At 37.4% G+C, this 19,314-nt stretch carries 10 protein-coding genes; 1 reads left to right on the forward strand and 9 read right to left on the reverse strand.

Annotation, left to right across the window (positions count from 1 at the left end):
• Positions 1–94: 94 nt before the first annotated feature.
• The 4 genes from ACO05K_RS08845 to ACO05K_RS08860 all read right to left on the reverse strand — a co-directional run bounded on the left by ACO05K_RS08845 (position 95) and on the right by ACO05K_RS08860 (position 8,847).
• Complete coding sequence (locus ACO05K_RS08845; RefSeq protein ID WP_421944080.1) at positions 95–1,198, reverse strand: glycosylase; 1,104 nt, start codon at positions 1,196–1,198, stop codon at positions 95–97.
• A complete protein-coding gene (locus tag ACO05K_RS08850; protein WP_421944081.1) occupies positions 1,199–3,952 on the reverse strand; it encodes a family 78 glycoside hydrolase catalytic domain in 2,754 nt (917 codons plus the stop codon).
• A gap of 205 nt (positions 3,953–4,157) precedes the next feature.
• Positions 4,158–5,699: a RagB/SusD family nutrient uptake outer membrane protein gene (locus ACO05K_RS08855; RefSeq protein ID WP_421944082.1), complete on the reverse strand. Its 1,542-nt coding sequence runs from the start codon at positions 5,697–5,699 to the stop codon at positions 4,158–4,160.
• Positions 5,700–5,709: 10 nt separating this feature from the next.
• Entirely contained in the window at positions 5,710–8,847 is a 3,138-nt protein-coding gene (locus ACO05K_RS08860; RefSeq protein WP_421944083.1) for a SusC/RagA family TonB-linked outer membrane protein, read from the reverse strand.
• 299 nt (positions 8,848–9,146) lie between these two features.
• Here ACO05K_RS08860 and ACO05K_RS08865 point away from each other — a divergent pair, with 299 nt between their 5' ends.
• Positions 9,147–9,917, forward strand: a complete 771-nt coding sequence (locus tag ACO05K_RS08865; protein WP_421944084.1) for an IclR family transcriptional regulator — start codon at positions 9,147–9,149, stop codon at positions 9,915–9,917.
• 358 nt (positions 9,918–10,275) lie between these two features.
• Here ACO05K_RS08865 and ACO05K_RS08870 read toward each other — a convergent pair whose 3' ends face one another.
• From ACO05K_RS08870 to ACO05K_RS08890, 5 genes are all read right to left on the reverse strand, one after another.
• Positions 10,276–12,441, reverse strand: coding sequence for an amylo-alpha-1,6-glucosidase (locus ACO05K_RS08870; RefSeq protein ID WP_421944085.1), 2,166 nt, complete (start codon positions 12,439–12,441; stop codon positions 10,276–10,278).
• A 91-nt stretch (positions 12,442–12,532) separates the two neighbouring features.
• Positions 12,533–14,122, reverse strand: coding sequence for an SLC5 family protein (locus ACO05K_RS08875; RefSeq protein ID WP_421944086.1), 1,590 nt, complete (start codon positions 14,120–14,122; stop codon positions 12,533–12,535).
• Between the two features lie 316 nt (positions 14,123–14,438).
• Positions 14,439–15,524, reverse strand: coding sequence for a Gfo/Idh/MocA family protein (locus tag ACO05K_RS08880; protein WP_421944087.1), 1,086 nt, complete (start codon positions 15,522–15,524; stop codon positions 14,439–14,441).
• A gap of 185 nt (positions 15,525–15,709) precedes the next feature.
• A complete protein-coding gene (locus ACO05K_RS08885; protein WP_421944088.1) occupies positions 15,710–18,421 on the reverse strand; it encodes an L-rhamnose mutarotase in 2,712 nt (903 codons plus the stop codon).
• A 1-nt stretch (position 18,422) separates the two neighbouring features.
• Positions 18,423–19,313, reverse strand: coding sequence for a sugar phosphate isomerase/epimerase family protein (locus tag ACO05K_RS08890; protein ID WP_421944089.1), 891 nt, complete (start codon positions 19,311–19,313; stop codon positions 18,423–18,425).
• Between the last annotated feature and the right edge of the window lies 1 nt (position 19,314).

Below are 19,314 nucleotides of genomic sequence, written 5' to 3' on the forward strand. Positions count from 1 at the left end.
CCGACTTAGCTTTTGCCTCGCAATGACGTGAAGCCGATAATCCAGCAATCACAAAAACTAAAATCTTAAAACAACTTCGCATCTTCATTTCTAATTATTCAACAAAATTCACTTTACTTTTACCTAAATCTTTTGATGTTGCAACAGCAATTCCGCGTTGGTCTTGCTTGTTAACCGCACAATAAAAGTGATAAACCACACCCTTATATTTCAGTACAAAAGATTTATGCGCATACAACTCATCATATTTTTCTGATGATTCAATTAAGTTTTCTCCTGTCCAATCCGTCCAGTTTACTAAATCTTTTGAAACCGCAAAGCGATTAAAAGAACTCTTTCTATCTTGCCAAAAAGCACCGAAATAAAACATCACATAGTTTTTACCCATTTGTTGAATCACGGCATCGCCAGTAATGCCGACTGGATGATGAACAACTGGATCGGTTTGAAAACGTTTCCAATTTATCATATCATCAGAAACCGCCATACCAATTCTTTCATACCAACGCGTTTTTTTATTGTTCGCTAAAGAATCGCCTACGGCGTTGTAATACATCACAAAGCGATGCCCTGTTAACTTCTTTTTATCTTCAATTACCGTACTTTTAAAAAGCTTATTTCGGTTTTCCCACCAACGAACATCTTTATCCAAAGAACTTAAAACTGGTTTATCTAACCTGCTCCACTCCTGAACAGTTGATGGGTGTTGAGTTGTATAAGCCATCCCGATTGACAATGGTTCAACTTCATAACCCTTCTCTTTTCCACCAAAATACGACATCCAATATTTTCCATTGAAAGATTTTGCTGCATAACTTCCGCCCCATTTTGTATCCAAAAGTGCATTGTAGCCCGCTTTTTGATTATCATCCCATTTACCAGCATCTTCGAACGACATTAATTTGCCCAGATTTTCCCAGTGTAATAAATCGCTGCTTTTTGATAGCCAGGTTTCATAACCTCGACCGCTGAAAATCAGATAAGTCATGTACCAATCCTTGCCCTTTCTAAAAATAGTCGGACAATCCATTTTATGGTCTTTATCGGCTGGAACCATAACCAAACCATATTTATAAGGCGTTTTTACTTCCTCATAAATCTTTTCCATTTCAGTTTGGGAAACAGGATTTTTAATCTCTTGAGCAGATGCAGAAAAGCTTAAAAGCGCAACAAATAGGTATATCCAAATTGCTCTCATCTACCTCACATTAAATTTATAAGTACCCGAACCGATTGAAATTTTTGTTTTTCCATTTTCAGAACCAACGTTTTGAAAAGCCGCGTTGTTTGCCTCACTAACTTTTTGATTAGCCGAAACGGGAAGATAAACCACCGCCTTTGTATTAACAGGAATTTTTACCTCAATCTCAAAACTGTTAGTCGTTTTTTTCCATGAAGAAGAAATCTCACCATAAGATGAATTATAACCTACATCAGCAGAAGTTAAATCGCCAACTACCTCAGGTTCAATTTTTATGTTGCTAAAAGCGATAGAATTTTCAGTCTGACGAATGCCGCCAACACCACTGTATAACCATTCCATTAAGTGCCCGAGCATAAAATGATTGTTTGAAACGGTTGGAAGGGCTGCCCAACTTTCGGTTAAAGCCGTTGCACCTTTGGCAATTTGCATGCCGTAACCCGGTACATCCGAGCGACTATTCATATCGAAAATCACATCCGATTTGCCTGCATCTTCCAAAATACGAAGCACATAACGGTAGCCGATATCTCCAGCCGTTAAGCTGTTTTTTCTATCTCTAATATCTTTTACTAAATTATCGATTACCGCATTTTTATCTTTATCCTCAACTAAGCCCATGTAAACTGCCATTGCATTTGCAGCCTGCGAACCTGTTGCATATTGCTTCGTTTTAGTATCGAAAAACTTATTATTGAACGACTTTCTAACTTCTACTGCTAAATTTGAGTAAGCAATTGCATCTGCTTTTTTACCTAAAAGCGTAGCCATTTTCTCTAAAATCTTTAAATCGTAATAATAGATAGCCGTACCGGTAACCCCCATAGGTGTTAATTGAGAAACGCCAGGAGGTTTCGGACCTAAATCATACCAATCGCCTAAACCTTGAGATAAAATGTGGTTATCTGCTTTAGTGGCTAAATACTTTATGTAACGCTGCATCATCGGGTAATAATCCACCATTGCCTGTTTATCTCCATACCACTGATACAAATACCAAGGCAACAAAATACCACTACTTCCCCATTCAGGCGAATCGCGGAACATATCTCCGCCCCACTCAAATTTCACATATTCTGGTGCAATTTCAGGGATTAATCCATTCGACAATTGCGAATTTTTCATATCCTGCAAAGCCTTTTTGAACAGTGGTGCAGCATCGTAATTATAACCAACAGAATTGCCCATTAAATGCAATTGCTCCAACCAACCCAATTTTTCACGGTGAGGACAATCGGTAAAAACGCTCACCATGTTACTTTTAATCGACCAATCTATCAGTTTAAAAGTTTTGTTAAATAAATCGTTAGATGATGAAAATTGACCAACTTGTTCTGCCGCATTTCTGATATGCAAGGCTTTTAAATTTTCAATTATGGCTTTGCCTGAAGTATTTTCTTTTCCAACAGGAACACCGCCTTTAACCTGTAAATACCGAAAGCCTGTATAAAAGAATTTTGGTTGCCAGATTTCCAAACCATCGCCTTTTAAAATGTATGTAAAATAAGAAGGACCACCAATATTTTTTTGCGTAACCGAGCCATCTTCTTTAATTAATTCGGCTGGTGTGATGCGAATCGTATCGCCTTTTTTGCCACGAACTTTTAATTCAATTATGGCTGATGAATTTTGCCCCAAATCATAAACCCATTCGCCATTAACGGTGCTTGTAATATTTTTTGCCGAGAAATTTTCGAAAACTTTTACAGGCTCTTCCTTTTGCGCATTCAGTTTTGGTCCATCAACAATTAACGAAGCTTTCCATTTACCATCATTAAAACCTGCCTCATTCCATCCTTTTTGTTCCAGATTTGCATTATAATCTTCACCGCCATAAATGCTAGAAAAGGTAACGGGAGATTTATCTGTCTTCCAAGTCTGGTTGCTGATGATATTTTCAGATGTGCCATCGGTATACTCTACCAAAACTCTGCAAATCATTTTCGGGTAACCATAAGCCACCTTCAATTTTCTATATCTATCTTTTACTGGCGGAACATAGTAAAACCCGTTTCCAAGCATTACGCCAATTGCATTTGCACCCTTTTTTACTTGTTTCGTTAAATCGTAAGTAACATACAAAGCTTCTGTATCGTATTTTGTCCAGCCTGGAGCCAGAAAATCATCACCAACTTTTGCGCCGTTCAAGCTCATTTCAAAATGCCCTAAACCCGAAATAAAAGCCGTGGCTTTTTTTACCGTTTTAGTTATTGAAAATCCTTTGCGAAACATTGGTAAAACATTATTTGCGTTATACTTATCTTTCTTACCATCCGTTGGAAGAGCATTTACATTTGAATCGGCCAATTTTTCGTAAGCAATCCATTTGGCACCTTTCCAATCCTCAACATTTAATAAACCCATTTGCCAAAAAGCGTTTTTGCTCCAGGCAGATTCATTTTTGTAATTATCCCAAACCCGAACTTTCCAATAGTAAGTTTTAGTAGATAGAAGTTTTGCACCGTTATATTTTATTTGAATTGATTGAGATGAATTCACTTTTTTACTGTCCCAAACATCACCAATGTTGTTATCTAAATTAGCTTTACTGCTCGAAACCAGAACCTGATAAGCGGTTTGCATCACATTGTGTTTTGATGATTCTAATTTCCAACTTAGGTTTGGCGAAAGCAAATCAATCCCGATAGGATTTTTACGATAATTACAATGAACTTCAGCAACATTTATATCTTGCCCAAACAGCGAAATGCTAATCAAAAATAAACAAGAAAAAAATACGATTTTGCTCATTAAAGTTCCACACCGTTATTGATGCTTGTTTAGGTTTATAATTTGGTTAACATCTAGATTCTAAAATATCAAGTGAAAGTATTTTTAAATTAGTAAAACACCTTCAATCAATTCAAATATAAATTATTTTTTTAAATATGAACACAAACTAACTTACATTAAACTGTAAAATAACTGTAACGTAATGAGCGCTACAGTTATTTTTTTAATAGTTAGGGTTTTGCACCAACTGCGGATTATTATCTAACTCAGAAGCTGGAAATGGCAAAACATAGTTTTTAGTTTCAAAAATTAAAGCTACTCCTGCAGGTGTTCTTAAAGTTGGCAATTTGGTATGTGCAATATTCCAACGTTTCAAATCATTATAACGCTGACCTTCAAGCGCAAACTCAATTCGTCTTTCGTGGCGAATGTAATTTCTCAAGGTAGCTTGTGTTGCGTATTTAGCTCTATCAGTTATTGGCATAGCAATTCCTGTACGCTGTCTAACATCATCAATCGCTTTGTAAACCGTTGCGTCAGGTCCACTCACTTCATTTTGAGCTTCTGCGTACATTAACAAAATATCAGCATAGCGTAAGTGAATGTAATCTTGGTCGGTTAATGTTGCAGTTGCAGCAGAAATTGGTGCACGAGATAAATCAACATATTTTTCCATTAAAAAACCGGTAAACGATTGCGTAAAGCCACTCCAGATAACTCCAGCAGAATTTCTCCAAGTTTCATTCGGCAATTTCATGGTTAAATCTAAACGTGGGTCGCGGTTAGCATAAGGATTTGCAGCACTAAATAATGGCGATTCGGCACTCGGTTTTCCATCGGTCATTTCATAATCATCAGCCAAATCTTTATATGGTTGAATTAAAGAAAACCAGCCCAACTCTATATCCATACCTGCAGCACCCGGCGAAGTTCTTTGCGGATTTGTTGGCGCAAGATATTGAGTAGAAAACATGATTTCTGAGTTTACAGCAGCCGTTGCCTGACCGCCAGTTCTAAACAAAGCAGCATAATTATTCGAGAGCGCAAATCTGTTATCAGTCATAATTTCTCTTAAAACCGGAACAGCTTCTGCCCATTTTTGTTGCGTAATTAAAACTCTTGCTTTAATACCTTGTGCACTGCCTTTAACGGCGTGTCCATTATATTTTTCGTTAGGAAGATTGGCAATTGCAAAGTCTAAATCCTGTTGAATAAATGCATAAACCTGCTCTTTAGTACTTTTCGCAATTTTAACTTCATCAACCGTTTTTGGGTAATTAATGTTGATTGGCACTCCACCGAAATTTTGAACTAAATCGAAATAAGCTAAAGCCCTTATAAAACGAACTTCGCCTTTGTAAAGGTTTTTCTTTGCATCTGTAATTGGCGCTCTATCTACATTATCTAAAAAGTAGTTACAAGATGTTATTGCCCTGTAAGGCGATGAATAAAGGTTTGGCAAAACGCCGCTTAAAGCAGGAGAAATGCTACCGGTTGTCATTTCCAGTAAATTTGCCTGATTGGTATTTTGGTACGGGAAAGCATTATCACTTAAAGCATCCATATACACTCTTTCGTAACCCAAATAATTTTGTTGTAAGCGAGAGTAAACTCCGGCCAAAGCCGTTTGAACATCAGTTTCAGATGCCCAAAAAATTTGCGATGAAACGCTGTTTAATGGATTTTTATCTAAAAAATCTTTCTTGCATGACCCGAATGCTAGTAATCCGAATACAGCACACAATAATATATTTTTATTTTTCATGAGATACAGCTTAGAATTTAACATTTAGACCAATATTGAAAATTTTGGTTTGCGGATATTGCGCAAGATTACCTGTAGAACTTGCTCTTTCAGGGTCGCCACCTTCGTACTTTGTTATGGTAAAAAGATTATCAGCAGATACATAAACATTTAAGCTTTTGATACCAATTTTAGAAATCGGACCAACCGGAACATCATAACCCAACATTACGTTTTTCAACCTTAAGTAAGAAGCATCTTGTAAATAATAAGTTGATGCTGTGTAAGGCGCAACACCACTATAACCCGCCACGTAAAGCGCTGGTACAGTATTACTTCTATTCTCTGGTGTCCATGCGTTTAAGAATTTTGTTGTTGGTGCGGTTCCTTGCATAAAAGGGTCGATACCCCAATTGTTGACTCTGTTTTTTATACCTTCAACACCTTGAAAAAATGCACTAAAACTAAATCTTTTGTAGCCCATATTTAAACCGAACGAGTAGTTAAAATCCGGATAAGCACCATCAACCACTACCCTATCGTTTGCGTTTACAATACCATCGCCATTAACATCTTTCATTTTTAAATCTCCCGCTTTAGGGTTACGATTTAACTCATGCACAGGCACACTTGGGTTACCAATATCTTCAACCTGGAAAATACCATCCCACTCATACAAGTAAAAAGATGAATATGGCAAGCCAACTTCGTTAATAGTACTGCCTTTTGCAGGCGTTCTAAGCTCAATTACTTTATTTTTTGCTGTTGAGATTAATGCGTTTAAACCATAAGTAAACTCACCAATTTTATTTTGATGCGTTAAAGCCAACTCAACACCCTGACTTCTCATTTTTCCATCATTCACTGTTGATGCGCCTAAACCTAAACTTAACGGAACGGTTGGTCTGGCCAAAATATCAAATGTAGAGCGTCTGAACCAATCGAAAGTAGCACCAAAAAGTCCATTTTTAACGTTTAAGTCAAAACCAACATCAATACTTCTGGTCGATTCCCATCTTAAACTCACATCTTTAAAATCGTTAATTACACCACCTTGCTGCAATGCGCCATTACCAAATGGATAATTTACGTTGTTGATGATGATGTTATCCTGGTACAGATAAGTTCCGATATCTTGGTTTCCAAGTGTACCGTATGAACCTCTGATTTTGAAGCTGCTTAACCAACTCAATTTATCTTTCAAGAAACTTTCTTCAGAAACCAACCAACCCGCAGAGAACGAAGGGAAAACGCCCCATCTGTAATCAGGAGACACTTTTGAAGTTCCATCGTAACGAATATTAGCTTCTAATAAATACTTGCCTTTAAAATCGTAGTTGATTCTTCCAAACAAAGAACGCATCCCCCACTCAGATGGACCTGCCAATGATGGTAATCGCGGATGCGTAAAATACAATGATTCTCCTGCGGCAGAATAGCCAGTTAAATCTTCTAAAATCGGCGCAACTGTGTTAATCCTTCTACCACGTAAATTTTGGTTTTTGTACGATAACTGCTCAAAACCAGCTAAAGCTTTAAGGTTATGGTTTTCGCCCAAAGTTTTTTCGTAGGTAATAGTAGAATATACAGTTGGGTTTAAAACTTTCGAATATTGGTCGGTAACCCCTAAAATATCCGGACCGAAAGAGTTTGCAATATATTCATTTGTTCCTGCAGCTCTGTCTTGAAGTAAATAAGCCGAATAAGGATGCTGATACATTTTGTAATACTCATCAACATAGTTTATTGCAACTTTCGAGCTCCAGGTAAATCCTTTAAAAGGTTTAATATCGATGTAGGCTTGCGCATTTAAGTTGTACTCCTTTGTAGTTTGCTCACCCATTGCATAAGCTTCCTGCGGATTACGGTTTCTACCTTCGTTTGCATAAGCTCTGGAAACAACTCTCCCACTTCCATCAGGTAAAAACGGACCATAAAGCGGACCAGCAGCATAAACCAACAAAGCCATATTCTCGCCAGTAAAAGGTGGTTCTTTACGGTCTTTATAAGTCATGTTGATGATTGTACCAACACTTATGCTTTTCGTTAAATTGTTATTGTAATTTAATAAGGCGTTGTAACGTTTAAATTTATATCCCTCAAAAACCGCGTTCTGATCTAAATAACCAGCAGAAATATTGAATGTGCTTTTATCTGTTCCTCCAGAAATTGAAAGGTTATGCTGCATAACATTCGCAGGATTTATGTAATAATCAATATTATCAAAATCTGGATATTGTGCTTTGTTAGGCGAATTTCTGTACAAATCGATATCAGCTTGTGGATATCTGAAAGCAATACCCGAACGGGCAGCCGCCGTATTGTACATTTCCATATACTGCGCAGAATTGGTAATTAAATCTGGCAATGCAGTTGGCGTATGACGGGCAAAATTCGTTCTGTAACTGAAAACAGTTTCACCTCTTTTACCTTTTTTAGTGGTAACCAAAATTACACCGTTTGCAGCTCTTGCTCCATAAATAGAAGCCGAAGAAGCATCTTTCAAAACCGTTACATTTTCAATATCATCTGGCGATAAATTATTAAACGAACCGGCTACTCCATCAATTAAGATGAGTGGGTCGGTACTACCGCCATAAGTAGATCTTCCTCTAATTAAAAAATTCGGATTATCCCTACCTGGTTCGCCTGATGGTTGCGTAACCTGCACACCAGTAATACGCCCTTGAATTAAGTTTGCCGCATTCGGGGCTGGTCTTTCGGTTAGCGTTGCACCACTTACAGTTGCAACAGCTCCCGTTAAGTTAATTTTCTTTTGTGTGCCATAACCCACCACAATTACTTCATTCAAATCATTTTGCTCCTCTGCCAGCTTTACATTAATTGTATTTCTGTTGGCAACCTGAATTTCCTGATTGCTGTATCCAACAAAAGAAAAGATAAGTGTTACACTTCCGGAGGCAGCAGAAACTGAATAATTTCCGTTGTTATCTGTTGTTGCACTTGTATTTGTGCCTTTCACTTTAACACTCGCACCGGGTATTGCTTCTCCCGTTTGCGATGTTACCACACCTTTAATAATAAATGTACTCGGTAATGTTTGGGCAAATCCTGTAATCGCCAAGAATAGCATCACAGTTGTGAGTTTAGCGATTAAAACATTGCGTAGCCTGAATCGGCAATAGCTTTTGCTTTTAATTGGGTTCATAATTGAGTTTTATTTGGTTAGGTTATTTTTTCGATAATTATTTAATAACTATCAGAGATGTATTCAGAATAGAAAATATTTTTTTTAAGGTGAATATTTGGTTTGTATTTCTCGTTGGTTACCCTAATCATCCATTTGGCTAATAGTAGATGAAAGTCTCATAATTTTATCGAGCAACCGACTAACTCAAATATAAATATATATTTCATATATGAATGTAACTTTTACATTGTGATTTCTCGTTGCAGATAAATTATTTTTTTTAATTCAAATCATTAAGTTTGTTTAAATTCTAATCAATGAATAATGATACAAAATACCAGGCGCCGGCTTTAGACAAAGGCTTGGATATACTCGAATACTTATCTGCTCAATCCGTGCCTTTATCACAAACTGAAATCGCTACAGGCATCGAAAAAACGCCTAATGAGATTTATAGGATGCTAATGAGTCTTGAAAGCCGTGGTTATATTCTTCGTGATGAAGTATCGGGAAAATACAGACTTTCGCTAAAACTGTTTTACCTTTCGCACAGGCATTCTCCAATGGATGAGCTTAGAAAGGCTGCTCAGTTTCCACTCGAAGAACTTGCAAATACGGTTCGCCAATCGTGCCATTTGAGTATTTTATACATGAATCAGGTTATGGTAATTATCCATGCCAAAAGCCCGGGACCAATTGCCCTTTCTATCGAAGAAGGGAACTTATTTCCACTGCCCTTAACTGCATCCGGTAAGGTTCTGTTAGCATACATGCCCGAAAGTGAAAGAACTACCGTTTTAAAAAACAACCAAATTTTTAAGAAATATCTTAAACCTCAACAAGATGATTTTTTGGTTTCCTTAACTGAAATTCAAGAAAAAGGTGCCTACTTAAAAACAAGTGATTTGGCAGCCGGTGTAACTGATATTTCTGTACCAATCGGAGTAGCAAATGGCGGTAATATTATTGCCTGTTTAACCATTTCAATGCTAAATGCATTAAACATGAACAAGAATGTTGATAACGAAGTGATATTGGCAGAAGCTTACAAATGCGTTAAAAAAATTGAGCAAAGGATTGGAGTTTAGCCCTCATTTCTCAAGATTATATTTATTTGAAAAGCAATAGCTGTGCTAATCGGTTACAGCAGTCCCGCTTTTCGTTTCAATCTTTTTAAAAAACTTCTGTCATGCTGAGGAACGAAGCATCTGTTCCATGGTTGCAGATGCTTCGTTCCTCAGCATAAAAGTATATTCAAGGTTGCTACTAATTAAAAAGTATTTCCACTACAATCGGGTTTGTTTTAGTTAGGTTTGGTTTTTCAAATTCCATTCCTTTATAAAACTATAGTCATTACGAGGCACGAAGCAATCTTACTAATTTGGTTTTACAACTTAGCTTTCGCTTTAAGATTGCTTCGTAACTCGCAATGACGGTAATAAGCTTCTATCTGCTGTACTTCACTAAATAATCCTTCCCTTTTTCAATCGTAATTTCATAATTACCTTTTGAAACCTCTTTAACTTCAGCACCTTTAACAACTGGTTTCGATTTACTTTTAACTTTGAGCGTACCAGTTCCAGTAGCAGAACTAACTTTAATTTCTTTCTTGTTCATGTAAACGGAAATATCGCCATTGGCTGTCGGCACTTTACCTTCCATCCATTCTAAACCACCTAAACTTGGTTCAATAGTGTAAGTTTCATAACCAGCTGTAACCGGACTCACCCCTAAATAATATCTGCCCAACAAATAAATCGGACTCGCACCCCAAGCGTGGCAAAGGCTTTTCCCATACGGGCGACCGTACATTTCCAAATGCTCCGCTCCTTTTTTATCAGGATTGTATTCCTCCCAGAAAGAAGTTGCACCGAGTTTTAACATACCACCCCAATAGTTTTTCATTTCTTTTAACACGTAAGATTGTTCGCCCATTGCGCATAATGCTTCCAACTCGTAAAAGCGCATGTATGGGGTGGTGATTTTGGCCACCTTATCATTCAACAAAACATTAGTTTTAACGCCTAATTTTTGTTCAGGAGTAAAATAATCGAAAAAAATTCCGAACATATTTGCATAACGGGTTACGTTGTCGGTTTGCTTATCATCAATTCGACTGTGCACCAAAGCATTTTTATTCTGATTCCAGTACAATTCAAAAATTTTGCTTTTCAATTCTTTTGCTTGTTGATCATATTTAGTAGCACCATCCAAATCATTTGCTAGTTTAGCACATAAGGCCATGGTTTCTAAACTTCTGGCGTATAATAATTGCTCAAAACTCACTTCACCGTCTTTGCTTAACTTATCAGCCCAATCGATAAAAATCCAATCGCCAGGCATCCATTCTAACAAACCATTTTTGTTTTTTCTACCGTCAATGTAAGTCATGAGTGACTGCATCCTTGGGTAAATATCCTGAACAAATTTCTGGTCTCCGGTAAATTTGTAGTAATCATAAATCCCTAAAAACCAATAGAAAGAATAATCCATAATGGTATTTATGTGTGCTGTAACCGGGTCTTTTCCACGTTGAGCAAGCAAAGTCCTTTTTACAGTTGGCGCATCAAAAAACGAATAATAATTCATCAGATAACTTTGATAGGCGTCACCGCTCCAAACCCACCGGTCGCGTTTTATTCCATCAATAAAAAACTCACGTGTGTTCAAATGAAAAGTGTATTTCGCCACATCATAAATTTTATTGAGTTCAGCATCTGATGATTTGAAACTTCCACGTTCAGTTACAGGTGCGTACTCATAAAGCATTGATATTGAATCAACTGTCACATTACCCGAAAATTCACGGTTTATATAACGAAAAGCTTTTGAAAGTGGCATTATAGAATCTTTCCTTTGCGATAAATCGACATCAACATAATCTAAAGTCTCGCATTTATCTGTAGAAAGTGCTTCTTCAGGTGATTCGCCATAATAAATGCTCAAACGTCCTTTACCTCTTAAGCCATGCAATTTTATAAAACCAAAAGTTTCTTTACCAAAATCTAATAATTCACCACCATCATGCTTTTTTCTACTTATGGCAGCCATTGGTTTTACAGGCAATTTGAAAGCCGATGGAAGCGTGTTAGGGTCGGTTAAATTCCAGGAACCAGCTGTTACAAATGTTGTTCCCGATTTATCTGAAACCTTTCCGCTTTGGTCAATCCATTCTTTATCTTCAAAAGTGGTAAGCCAGGTTTCATCAGAAACTACGGTTTTTCCCTGTACAAAAATCGCTGGTACAGCTCCCTGACTATATACTTTTAAACTCAGCTTATGTTTTCCGGCAGGAATTTTTACCGTTTTTGGAAAACCTGAAATCGCCTGACCATCAACTTTAACATTGTAAGTTCCCTCAACAAAAAGCTTCACTTCTTCGGGTTGGCTGAGTGTAAACTCTTTATGAAAATCGACCAAAACATAGTGGCTATCCATTTTCCAGAACACCGGAAAAAACGAACCACGTTCTGTTCTGCGGTTTTGCATAACATTGCTCATGTAGATATCAAAATCGCCAGGATACCAAATCCATGATGCTTTCTGTGCAAAAGTTGGAAATGCTAAGCAGCTAAAAAGCGATAATAAAAGTATTTTGTTAAAGTTTTTCATATCAATTTATTAAGTTTTTTAACCACAGATTTACACAGATAGACACGGATTTTATCTGTGTTCATCCTTTTCATCTGTGGTCAATTATTTTTTAATGTCCGTTAAAGAAAATATAAAGTGCAACCATTACAATTGCTAAAGCTGCCCACGAAATCCAAACTGTTTTATCTGGTTTTTCGGTATTGGATTGATGTTCTTCATTTATCGTGTAAATACTTGGCGACCTATCGAACAGAGAAATTAGCAAAGCGATAATTAATAATCCTGCAAAAATGTAAAAGGAAAGCATTAAATAGTGTGGCCAAAAAGGGTATTCGCTTGGTGGTAAAATCCATAAATAAGTAACGCCAACCCCTAAACTCAAAATTGAACCAACTGAAAGCGTAAAATTTACAGCTTTACGCGTAGTCCTTTTCCAGAATACAGTTAATAAAAACACAACTGAAAGTGGCGGAGCAATAAAGCCTAGAACCGATTGAAAAACATCGAAAAGATTTAAACCTTTAATGCTATCAATTGCTAAAACAACAATCACTGCAAAAACACAACCAGCAACTACAGCCCATCTTCCAATACGAATAATCTGCTTATTGCTGGCCTGCGGATTGATTTTCTTGACGTAAATGTCCATTGTAAAAACCGTACTCAACGAATTAAGTGATGAGCCAATCGTGCCAACCAAAACTGCAATTAACACCACGATAACCAAACCATTCATTCCCGGCGGAAAAAGATTGGTAACCATGGTCATATATGCTTCATTTGGGTCTTTTAGATTTGGAAAAAGAACATAACAAAGTATTCCTGTTCCAATAAATAATGGTAACGAAAGTATTTTTAACCAGCCGATAAAACTAACACCTAACTGCCCTTGCTTTAAGTTTTTAGCACCTAAAACCGATTGAACCATAGATTGGTCGGTACAGAAAAAAGCAACTGCTGCAACCGGATAACCTAATAAAATGGCGTACCATGGATATTTTGGGTCGCTGGCTGGTTGAATTAAATTCCAGAAATGGCTAGGTGTTTTGGCGTACAGTGCTGAAATCCCTCCAACTTTATGTAAGCCTAAAAGTGTTAATGATAAAGAAACCGCAATCAGCAAAATCATTTGAAAAACGTTTACTTTCGCAATGGCCTTTAATCCTCCAAAAAAGGTAAATAACCCTGCAAAAGCCACTAATACAGTAACCGATTGCCACATCGGGATACCCAAAATCTGGCGTACTAAAAATCCTCCTGCAAACAAACCCAATGATAACCAGGAAATTAAAATCTTAACCAAAGCGTACCAAGCCAATATATTTTGTGTAGAATCGCCATAGCGATTGCCCATAAATTCGGGCATGGTGCTTACTTTTGCAGTCAGATATTTTGGAGCGAAAACTATCGCCAGTAAGAACAAAAATATAAAGGCATACCAATCGAAATTTACAGCAACAATACCTGTACTGTAACCAATACTGGCAAATGCCAACAACATTGATGGACCAACATTTGTGCCCCACATATTAAAGCCAATACTCGACCAGCCCAAAGATTTATTGGCGAGAAACAGCGTTTCATCATCGTTTTTCTTCTTCGAAAAACTTGCCCGATACCCGATGACGATTAAAATAATCAGGTAGGCAACTACAATGAGGTAGTCTAAGCTGGTTAATCGTTCTACAATGTTATTCATTTGTTAATTTGGTTAGTACTGTCCTAGCCGGACGGGCTTTTTTCTTTTGACAACAAAAGAAACAAAATTGCCGGCTGAAAATTTTTGTATTTAAGTTTCTGGATAGGCCTTGATAATGCATCCCCAAAAATTTGTTAGGCCGGTTGAGCGCTTAACGTAGAAACTGTGCTTTGGCCTTTCTAAGCGCCCGTCATTGCGAGGCAAGAAGCAATCTCTTTCCTAAATTAGATTGCTTCGTGCCTCGCAATGACGACCGTTTTATTACTAGCTTATTTCACACTAATTCCGTGTTCCTCCGTGTTTCCGTGGCAATAAATTACAAGCCTATCGATTCCCTCGTTATGTTATTAGCCTTCAAAATATCATCAATTTTTACAGGCAAGCCGATTTCCATCGATTTATCCATCGCCTGCAATAGCGCAACCGTTCCAATTCCTTCTTTTAAATCAGGATAAGCTGTAAACTTGTTATTAATGCTATCAGCGAAATAATCAAGATAGTTTTGATACTCTCCCGCATGATGGCTTTGCCCTTCGAAACGGAAATAATGTTTCAGGGTAGCATCACCCCAGGTAATAATTTTTTCCTCACCAGTTTTTGTGGTTACCGAATAACGTAATTCGTGGTAATCTGCCTGACTTGCACCTTCCGTTCCGCGTAAAATGCAACTCATCCCACTATCGCGACTCGCAGGCTGCGTCGGACCTGTATAAGCGCCACTCACACGAGCAATTCTACCATCTTTAGCCTTGAAAATGAAGTGCATGGTATCCTGGTTTTTAATCCCAGCTTTTAATCCATTTGAGCTAAGCATTCCATAACCCATTACTTCTTCAATATCGGGCATGTACCAACGGATAAAATCAACCGGGTGACTTAATCCGCCATAGAGCCATTTAAACGATTGTTTTAGCGACCAACCTTTCTCTAAAAACCAGCGGTGGTCAGCGTGGTAATAACTTTCGATGGTAATTAATTCACCAATTAAACCCTTATCAAAATCTTTCTTTTGGCGCATAGCCGGCTCAAAAAAGCGTGAGCTTTGCCCAACGAAAATCTTCTTCCTTGATTTCTTTGCCAGCTCTAGTAATTCGTTTGCTTGAGCTAAATCGTCAATAAATGGTTTCGTACATACCACATGTTTGCCATGCAAAAGTGCTTGTTTAATATGCTCAAAATGCAAATGGTCTGGCGTGTAAATCGCAATCATATCGATTTTATCACTGGTTAACATATCCTCGTAGTTAGTTGTCCAGTTTTGGAAATCGAATTCCAAAGCACGTTCTTCGCAAAGTTTTTTATTGGCATCGCAAATTTGAATGAGCTTAAACTTTTTGCTCGCCAATGATGCAGAAATCGTACTTCTGCCCTCTCCTAAACCTAAAATCCCTAATCTTAACATGCTATTATTTTTTATTTCTAAAGTCGTCATTGCGAGGTACGAAGCAATCTTAATGCGCCAATTATAGACGATTTTTACAAGAGATTGCTTCGTGCCTCGCAATGACGAGTGTGTTATTCTATTTGTTTAAAAACTAAATTTTATTCCTTATAGCTTCTGCTTCCGTCTTTTCAATGACTAGTGTGTTATTCTATCGGTTTAAAAAACACCCAAGTTTCATCAGGTTTTGTGCCTTCAATTCCTTCCTGATATTTTTTCATTATTGCATTCCATTCATCTACTTTTGGATTGTTTAAAGTTGTTTTTGGATTCAAATCATCTAATTTCTTCCCTTTCGGGATGCTAATAATCAACATCAATTGCCTATCCTTTTTGAAAATTGCCAATCGCTGAAATTCTGCGTTGCAAAATCCTTTTGATATTTCCGGCCACTTTTCAAACTGTGTTTTATGATAAGCTAAATACTCGTTTTGCATCTTTTCATCCTTAACCAAATTGGCTGATAAGATGATGTTATCCCATTCGGCTACTGGTTTATCTCCACAGTTCTTTTCCCGATTAAAATCGTAAAACAGGTTGTCGTAAAATTTAATTTCAGAAGGATTTAAGCGTTTCAATGTTTGCTGTAAACTCTCTACTTTTAAGCTTGAAGTATAAATTACCAATCGATTATTCCATTTGGAAATAGAACTTAATAACAGATTATTTTCCTTTGCAAAAGCTTCCAAAACTTTATTTGATGGCAAAACATCTGATTTAAAAAGCAACTCAAAAACCACAGATTTATCTTCGGCTTGGTTTATTCCTCTGTCAGAATAAACAGTTTTTTCTTTCAACAAATGCTGATAAGCCTTTTCTAAACCTGCATTTTGCTTAATTTCTTTAGAAACTTTCGGACCATTACTTTCCCATAAATTATCTGGTCCGTTGGCATTTTGAAGATACTTTTCGGTTGGCGTCCAATTGTTTTTTATGGTAAAATACGATGAACCCTCATCCGTATACAGGTAAAACCAATGCTCTGGTAAATGTGCGAAAGGCGCATTGTAAATGCTATCAATTACGTTTTCTGTGATGAAAGATTCTGGTTGAGCCGACAAAGTGTAAATCCCAGCCACATCGTACATGTGTTTTCCATAGTGATGAATTTTGTTAGCACTGATGTTGTTATTCTTCATCGCATTTTGTGATTTTGTCCAACCCCAACCCATGCTGATGCCCGAATAAGAAACATCGCTGATTTCGTTATGCAATATTTTAATGCCACTAACATAGCCTGCACCGATGCCTACCGCACCCCAATCTTCGTTGGTTACATCAGTAATTAGATTGTTTTCGATTCTATCATTCGTTGAAATTTCTCGTTTATCTGAAGGATTATAAGGCAGATGCACTTCAGTAGCTTCATCAGAAAAAGTGCCAATTAAGATTGCTGAACCACCAATATCTTTAAATAAATTGCCTTTAATTTCATTGTTTGAAGTTCCTTTTTTGTAATCCAAACCTGTTGAAGCCAAATGTTCAAAACGACAATTTTCAAAGGAAGTATTATTAGCGTAGGTAACTTCTACAGCTGATGCCGGTCGGCCAACCCAAGCCTGATTTTCCAAAGCAGCTTTATCAGGCGTTCCAGGTATTTTAAGCTTGTAGGCATCCAGCATGTACATACCTGCCTGATGTGGAACATGACCATGTTTTGACGGCCTCAACCAAGTGGAATGCTCAAAAGAAATCCCCTTAAAATTCACATAAGAAACCTGATTATCAATTGTTCCTTCAATTTTAACGAGATTTTCTAAAGCAGGAATCATAACATTTGCTTGCGGCATATTCTCCGTTGCTTTCGGCCAGTAATAGAGCTTATGATTTTTCAAATCTTCGAACCATTCTCCAGGTTCATCTAAAAACTGAATGGCATTTGAGAGGTAAAAAGCAGAATTTCCTGTCTTTTCAGATATCCAAGGTGCAGGCCAGGGATGCTCGAATTGAATCCGACTTTCGGGTTGCATAAAAGATAATTCGGCAGTATTTCCAACAACCTTAATCGATTTGACACGAAGATTTGCAATTGCCCACCATTGATGGATAAGCATTTCCATGCCTTTTATATTTGCTAAATTGATGTTTTTTGTGAGTGGAATTTTACAGGTTTTATTTTCGATATCCCAAGATAAAATCCGTCCCATTGTATCGCCATTGTAGTTTTTTGCTCGAGTGGCTTTATTCTCATTTACCCAAAGCTGGCGAAAAAGCAAATCATTTCCATCGAAACTGGGTATATCGGTAACCCAAACTTTTCCAGCAGCAGCTTTTGGCAATCCTGGAACGGTTGCAGTAAGTTTTTTCCAATTATTGATCTTTACACCACCACTCAAAACCACTTTTTCAGTGGCAATAATCTCCGTCGGACTATCTTTTGTACCCGAATCTTCAGGGCGAAGCACAATAGGTTCATGGAGTTGATAAATTCCTTTCTCAATGATAATTCTGATTCCATTTTTTATAGACGAATCGTTTAAGCGACGTAACTCACGAGCTTTCCTAAGAGCAGAATGCAGCGTGGCAAAAGGTTTTTCTTTAGTTCCAAAATTAGAATCGGCTCCATTTTTTGATACGTAAATATCTACTGAGTTTGCTTTGAAGGATAATAATAAGAAAAGAATTGCCAGAATCAAAAATGGTTTGACTGGATTGATTCGTGGAGACACGAACCATGGAGATGAATGCGATTTCATGATGCCGCGATTCGTGTTTCCAACGCACCAAGGCTTGATACCACTGCCATGGTTCGTGTCTCGAATCCAAAGCTTGGTGCCTTTGCCACTGCCTTGGTTCGTGTCTCCACGAACCACTAGAAACCGATGTATTGTGCTCACACAGTTTTTTAGTCCATTCATATTATTTTGCTTGAAAAACTGATTTCAGGTAACTCGTATTGGCACTAAAATTATATTTCACGTTGGTCGGTTGTGTCGCATCTCTACTTCTTTCTACCACTAACCAACCTTTCCATCCCATATCATCAAGCGTTTCTTTAACTTTTTTCAAATCGATTTTAGAGTCGTTTTGCAGCCAAACACCATCTTCATTAGTTGCATGAATTTGAACGATATTTTTTCTACCTAAAATCCTCAATTCTTCGTGTAAATCTCTACCGTTTTTTATTGCATTAGAGAAATTAAAATAACTTTTCACACATTTAGAATCGATTTCTTTTAATAGCTGAAGTTCGCCTGAAGCATCCAAAGAAGTTTCTATTCCGATAATAACGCCTGCCTTTGAAGCCATTTTACCAGCTACTTTTAATCGCTCAACAATCGGTTCTCGTAATTCTGGATTTTTAACCAAATCGCCTTGAATACCCAAAGGGAGAAATACAACCTTAACATTCATTGCTTTCGCAGTATCTAAACAATCCTTAATCATTTTTTGATAGGTTGGTCGCGTAGCGAAAGACTGCGCATAAAAACCTGTCATCGCCAATGAGCAGATTTCTAGGTTTAATTCTCTTGCTTTATCTAAATATTCCTGCCTGATTTTCGGGTCGGCTAACTTATTATCGAAAGTTTCCCTGTTGCCCAAACCGCCCATATCAATTTCCAAACCATCGGCACCAATTTCTTTTGCCAACGGCAATGCGCTAATTTTCTGACGTTTTAAAATCATCAAATCAATAACAGCAACTTTGTATTTATTTTTTGGAGTGGATGCCAACAAAATATTTGGCAAAAGCAAACCGCCTGTAAGTAATGCTGCATTGGCAAGAAAAGTCCGTCTATTTTGCTCCATG

It is taken from the genome of Pedobacter sp., assembly GCF_965227205.1.
Lineage (GTDB): Bacteria > Bacteroidota > Bacteroidia > Sphingobacteriales > Sphingobacteriaceae > Pedobacter.

What these genes read in the sequence shown, in the direction of transcription:
- ACO05K_RS08855 (WP_421944082.1), bottom strand. Translation starts at nt 5,699, where the DNA reads ATGAAAAATAAAAATATATTATTGTGTGCTGTATTCGGATTACTAGCA.
- ACO05K_RS08875 (WP_421944086.1), bottom strand. Translation starts at nt 14,122, where the DNA reads ATGAATAACATTGTAGAACGATTAACCAGCTTAGACTACCTCATTGTA.
- ACO05K_RS08850 (WP_421944081.1), bottom strand. Translation starts at nt 3,952, where the DNA reads ATGAGCAAAATCGTATTTTTTTCTTGTTTATTTTTGATTAGCATTTCG.
- ACO05K_RS08885 (WP_421944088.1), bottom strand. Translation starts at nt 18,421, where the DNA reads ATGAATGGACTAAAAAACTGTGTGAGCACAATACATCGGTTTCTAGTG.
- ACO05K_RS08865 (WP_421944084.1), top strand. Translation starts at nt 9,147, where the DNA reads ATGAATAATGATACAAAATACCAGGCGCCGGCTTTAGACAAAGGCTTG.
- ACO05K_RS08860 (WP_421944083.1), bottom strand. Translation starts at nt 8,847, where the DNA reads ATGAACCCAATTAAAAGCAAAAGCTATTGCCGATTCAGGCTACGCAAT.
- ACO05K_RS08890 (WP_421944089.1), bottom strand. Translation starts at nt 19,313, where the DNA reads ATGGAGCAAAATAGACGGACTTTTCTTGCCAATGCAGCATTACTTACA.
- ACO05K_RS08845 (WP_421944080.1), bottom strand. Translation starts at nt 1,198, where the DNA reads ATGAGAGCAATTTGGATATACCTATTTGTTGCGCTTTTAAGCTTTTCT.
- ACO05K_RS08870 (WP_421944085.1), bottom strand. Translation starts at nt 12,441, where the DNA reads ATGAAAAACTTTAACAAAATACTTTTATTATCGCTTTTTAGCTGCTTA.
- ACO05K_RS08880 (WP_421944087.1), bottom strand. Translation starts at nt 15,524, where the DNA reads ATGTTAAGATTAGGGATTTTAGGTTTAGGAGAGGGCAGAAGTACGATT.